Source organism: Cellulosimicrobium sp. NPDC057862 (genome assembly GCF_042797035.1).
Lineage (GTDB): Bacteria > Actinomycetota > Actinomycetes > Actinomycetales > Cellulomonadaceae > Cellulosimicrobium.
In genome coordinates, this window is sequence record NZ_JBHVMH010000035.1 from 1 (window position 1) to 5,000 (window position 5,000).

The 5,000-nt window shown below is 46.4% G+C and carries 6 protein-coding genes and 1 rRNA gene (1 of these 7 running past the window's edge); all 7 read left to right on the top strand.

Features of this window, described 5'->3' with window-relative positions:
• On the top strand, positions 1–904 hold a 904-nt coding region (locus ACFVN3_RS20660; RefSeq protein WP_378234841.1), incomplete at its 5' end, for an ATP-binding protein.
• 128 nt (positions 905–1,032) lie between these two features.
• A complete protein-coding gene (gene dnaX / locus ACFVN3_RS20665) occupies positions 1,033–2,841 on the top strand; it encodes a DNA polymerase III subunit gamma/tau (protein WP_378234842.1) in 1,809 nt (602 codons plus the stop codon).
• Between the two features lie 40 nt (positions 2,842–2,881).
• Positions 2,882–3,193 carry a YbaB/EbfC family nucleoid-associated protein gene (locus tag ACFVN3_RS20670; protein WP_378234843.1) on the top strand — a complete coding sequence of 104 codons (312 nt, stop codon included), beginning with the start codon at positions 2,882–2,884 and terminating at the stop codon, positions 3,191–3,193.
• A gap of 100 nt (positions 3,194–3,293) precedes the next feature.
• On the top strand, positions 3,294–3,893 hold the full coding sequence (recR, locus tag ACFVN3_RS20675) for a recombination mediator RecR (RefSeq protein ID WP_152395678.1): 600 nt from the start codon (positions 3,294–3,296) through the stop codon (positions 3,891–3,893).
• A gap of 166 nt (positions 3,894–4,059) precedes the next feature.
• Complete coding sequence (locus ACFVN3_RS20680) at positions 4,060–4,317, top strand: DUF2508 family protein (protein WP_378234844.1); 258 nt, start codon at positions 4,060–4,062, stop codon at positions 4,315–4,317.
• 8 nt (positions 4,318–4,325) lie between these two features.
• On the top strand, positions 4,326–4,592 hold the full coding sequence (locus ACFVN3_RS20685; RefSeq protein ID WP_378234846.1) for a pro-sigmaK processing inhibitor BofA family protein: 267 nt from the start codon (positions 4,326–4,328) through the stop codon (positions 4,590–4,592).
• A 301-nt stretch (positions 4,593–4,893) separates the two neighbouring features.
• Positions 4,894–5,000 (top strand): 16S ribosomal RNA (locus ACFVN3_RS20690) (it continues 1,438 nt past the right edge of the window).

Sequence of the window (5,000 nt, forward strand, 5' to 3'; positions counted from 1 at the left end):
GCCGTTAGAGCATCAATTGGTTCAACGTGCCATCTTAGATGGCGTCATTGTACGCAATCACGCGATGTCTTGGATGAATAATCAGGACCGGTACGAGCTGCTTATGGACTCGAACGTGCTAAGGGATGAGGAAGGCGACATCGTTGGAGCTTACGTTATTTTCAAGGATGTATCGAATCTTAGATCCTTAGAGGAGCAAGTGAATCGAAGTGATCGCCTTGCAATGATCGGGCAGATCGCCGCGGGGACAGCGCATGAGATTCGCAATCCGCTTACCTCGATCAAGGGATTTCTGCAGATGTTCAAAAAGACGATGCAGGATAAAGGCTTGGAGAAAGAGCACGGGTATACGGAGATCATGCTGAATGAGCTGAACCGAATTAATGATTTAGTGAGTGAATTTTTATTGCTCAGCAAGCCTAAGCACGTGTCGTATGACATTGTGGATGTCTATACCATCATCAATGAAATGCTGCCAATCGTCAGTAATGAAGCCATTCTGTACGATGTAGCCGTTGTCTTCGATGACACAGGTCCTGTACCGCAGATTGTTGCCGACCGCGAACTTTTGAAGCAGGTATTTCTCAATATATGTAAGAATGGGATCGAAGCGATGGTGGACGGCGGATTGCTATCCATCTCCGTTCGGACGGATTCGGCGCAACGCATATGCATTGAGATTCATGATACAGGTCCAGGGATTCCGGCGTTTATGATCGACAAAATCTTCGATCCATTTTTTACAACCAAACAAGAAGGCACTGGACTCGGACTATCGATCTGTCAACGTATTATCCATGATATCGGCGGCGTTATTCGCGTATCCTCCAAAGGCTTCGGAACGACATTTACCGTGTCGATCCCCTATCATGGCGAGACCGTACCGAGAAAATTAGAAGCTTAGCATGAAACGGCGCCCTTTCCAAGGAGAAGGGCTATTTTTTGCGGAAGTTGATGTAGTATAATGTGATCAACCCTCTTTTTGAGGACGAAGTATTCGAAAACATTGATAATGTTGTGGTAATATAGCTTATGTACAGCGACATGTTGAAAGAGGTAACTGCGATGGCTCATATAGCGTTATATCGTGCTTGGCGACCGCAGTCGTTCCAAGACATGGTGGGACAGAAACATATTATTCAGACACTTCAGAACGCGCTGCGCGAACAGCGGTATTCCCATGCCTATTTGTTCAGCGGCCCTCGCGGAACAGGGAAGACGAGTACTGCAAAAATTTTGGCGAAGGCGATTAACTGTGAGCATGGCCCGAGTATTGAACCTTGTAACACATGCGATGCTTGTATTCGGATTACGGCCGGTTCTGTCATGGACGTGGTTGAGATCGATGCTGCATCGAACCGTGGGGTAGATGAAATTCGAGACTTGCGAGAAAAGGTCAAGTACGCCCCGACCGAAGTGCGGTGCAAGGTTTATATTATCGATGAAGTCCATATGCTAACAACAGAAGCGTTTAATGCGCTGCTTAAGACGCTAGAGGAACCTCCGGCGCATGTCATGTTTATTCTAGCGACAACAGAGCCTCATCGATTGCCGGCGACGATACTGTCGCGCTGCCAACGATTTGATTTCCGCCGGGTATCTTTGCAGGAACAAGTCGAACATTTGCAGAAGATATGTGAGCGCGAAGGTGTTTCTGCGGAGGAAGATGCTCTATCTTACATTGCGAGGCTATCGGATGGCGGGATGCGTGACGCGTTAAGCCTGCTAGACCAAGCGGCATCGTTTACGGATGGACAGATTACCTACCAACAAGTGATGGATATTACAGGCGGTATTCCTTCCGACCAATTTGCTGATCTGGCAGAAGCCATACGTCGACATGATATTGCGTATATCTTGACGGCAATTGAGGGATTCATGCAAGATGGGAAGAGTGCTGACAAGTGTGTAGAGAATCTTATTTATTATTTCCGCGATTTATTGATGGTCAAGATGGTCCCGCATGCAGATGGTATGACTGAACGCCTGATGGACTCAGAGCGGATCCGGGTAACTGCCGAAGCGTTCCAAGCAGAGCAGCTATTTCGAACGATCGAGATCTTGAACCAATACCAAGTGGAAATGAAATATGCCACGAATCCGCAGACACTATTCGAAGTGGCGATGCTTAAAATTTGTACCATGCATGAAGGAGCACCTGCGGGTGGTGTGAAATCATCGACGGCTGCGTCCATGAGTACGGCGGATGTAGCATTAATCAAGCAGTTAGAACAGCAAGTCGCAACGCTCGAGAAACGAGTGGAGCAACTGTTGCAGTCCGGTGCAGGTGCCGCTGCGACGAACGCTGAGAGCTCTTCTTCTCGAGGCAATACGGGACGAGGAGGAGCGAGTTCCGCGAATCGCACATCGATTGTTGCGAAGATACCACCCAAGATGGATCAGTACATTGCCGGTAAGGATACGGCCTCGTTCGTGCAGATTCGGTCTCAGTGGGGTCGAGTGTTGCAACGAGTCAAAGAAGAGAAAGTCACCATACATGCTTGGTTCATGGATGGGGAACCTGTTTCTGCGACCGAGGATGCTGTACTCGTAGGGTTTAAGAATACGATCCATCGGGAGACAACAGAAAGACAGGCCAACCGCGATGTGATTGAACGTGTGATGAAGGAAGTGCTCGGCGCACCGTATAAGTTAATTACGATGATGCTGAAGGACTGGAATTCCGTTGTTACCGATCAAGCGGAGACGGCTGGTGAATTGCAGCTCGTTCCTGAAGAAGGTGTAACCGCGGCGGCAGCCGATAAGAATTCTTCAGAATCATGGGTTGATCAAGCGATTGAGATGTTCGGTGAAGATCTTGTCGTGATCAAAGATGAGTAAATTGAAATTTGATATTATACGTTAAAGGAGATTGAAAACGATGAACAATATGAACCAAATGATGAAACAAGTGAAGAAAATGCAAGAGCAAATGTTGAAAGCCCAAGAAGAATTGGGCGGAAAAACAATTCAAGGTACTTCCGGTGGCGGTGCAGTAACCGTTGAAGTCAATGGTCATAAGAAGATCTTGTCCATTGCTATTAAACCTGAGGTTGTAGATCCAGAAGATATCGAAATGCTTCAAGACCTTGTAATGACAGCTGTGAACGACGCGCTTACAAAAGCAGAAGACATGGCTAATGATGATATGGGTAAATTTACAGGCGGTATGAAAATCCCTGGCTTGTTCTAATTAACCACGAATAAATATTAATTCTCGCAGGAACGCTGCTCTCCATGAAGGATGATGCAGCTGTTTCTGTTTTTGAGGAGTGTAGAAGGGGACACTGCCAGTGCATTATCCTGAACCGATTGCTAAATTAATCGATGCTTTTACCAAATTGCCGGGCATTGGGCCGAAGACGGCGGCAAGGCTTGCTTTTCATGTGCTGCGGATGAAGGAAGATGATGTTATTGATTTTGCGAAGGCACTCGTAAATGTGAAGCGCAATCTGCACTTTTGCTCGGTCTGCTGCAATATTACGGACGTAGATCCGTGTCGAATTTGTCAGGATAAAAGCCGGGATCATTCTGCAATCTGTGTCGTTCAGGAATCGAGAGATCTCGTGGCGATGGAGCGGACGAAAGAATTCCACGGCTATTATCACGTGCTGCACGGTGCGATCTCGCCGATGGAGGGGATTGGACCTGATCAGATTCGCGTTGCAGAGCTATTGAACCGTTTGAGTGATGAACGCGTGCAAGAGTTAATACTGGCTACAAATCCGAATGTAGAAGGGGAAGCCACGGCGATGTATTTATCGAGATTGGTGAAACCTTTTGGTATTCGAGTTACGCGGATTGCACGAGGTCTGCCTGTTGGCGGCGACTTAGAATATGCGGACGAAGTGACGTTGTCCAAGGCGCTTGAAGGGCGAAGAGAAATTAACTAAATCACGAGTACTGTAATGAAGAGCTCTATGTTAATAGAGCTTTTTTTGTTTGTTTAGGTTCTAAGTTTGTCCTTCCGTTGATATGAATGGGATAGCGGTATGTAGGGGGTGTGTCTCCTATGTTTCGAATACCGAAAATTCGTATGGTGGACAAGGAGGGGCTTATATGGCTTGGTGGAAATGGTGGAATCGGGATGCGAGGGTGTTAATGGAACAGACGGTATCCGAGAAGATGCTGTTGTATAGAGAGATCTGTGTTGCTAAACGGGAGTGGGAAAATGCGCACGCATTATTTCAAGAAGCGACGGAAGCCGATGAGATTGATTATGCGATCTACCTGCTTGAAGCAACAGAGAAGCGATATGACATGCTGATTAAGAAAGCGAAACGAATTCAATTGAGTGTATTGATGTTGAACGCATAGGAGGGATGATGGTGAAAGTCATATTGGCAATCCTGCTCGGAGTTTCTTTGCTGCTTCTTACTTACACCTTATTGAAGTATCGACTAACCTGGCGTTGGCTCAGTATATTCGCTGGCCAGATTATCATTGCAGCGGTGGCGATATATGTTGTCAATTACAGCGGACTTATCAGTGGGCCTCATATTCCACTTAATCCAACGACGATGGCTACGGCGGTGCTGTTAGGGATCCCAGGCGTGCTCTTATTGGTATGTATAAAATTAACAGTGATATAGTTGTTGACTTCCTTGTTGATTCTATGGTAAATTAAATCTCGCCGCTCCGAACGGAGCATAAAATTGAAGAAGCACTGAAAGGTGCGACAAAAAACTTCAAAAAAAGTGCTTGACACTAAGAACGGCAATGTGATATATTATAAAAGTCGCCGCTGAGACAACGGACGACAAGAAATGAGAGTTTTCGATAGAGAACTTTCGGAAATGATTGATCTTTGAAAACTGAACAACGAGTGAATTAAAGCAATAAAGAGATCAGCAATGATCTCGCCAGAAGTTTTAAATGAGCAAGTCAAACACTTTATTGGAGAGTTTGATCCTGGCTCAGGACGAACGCTGGCGGCGTGCCTAATACATGCAAGTCGAGCGGAGTTATTCCTTCGGGGATAACTTAGCGGCGGACGGGTG

Excerpts from the sequence above, each read along its gene's own strand:
- ACFVN3_RS20680 (WP_378234844.1), top strand. The coding sequence starts at position 4,060 with ATGGCTTGGTGGAAATGGTGGAATCGGGATGCGAGGGTGTTAATGGAA.
- ACFVN3_RS20670 (WP_378234843.1), top strand. The coding sequence starts at position 2,882 with ATGAACAATATGAACCAAATGATGAAACAAGTGAAGAAAATGCAAGAG.
- ACFVN3_RS20685 (WP_378234846.1), top strand. The coding sequence starts at position 4,326 with ATGGTGAAAGTCATATTGGCAATCCTGCTCGGAGTTTCTTTGCTGCTT.
- dnaX (WP_378234842.1), top strand. The coding sequence starts at position 1,033 with ATGTACAGCGACATGTTGAAAGAGGTAACTGCGATGGCTCATATAGCG.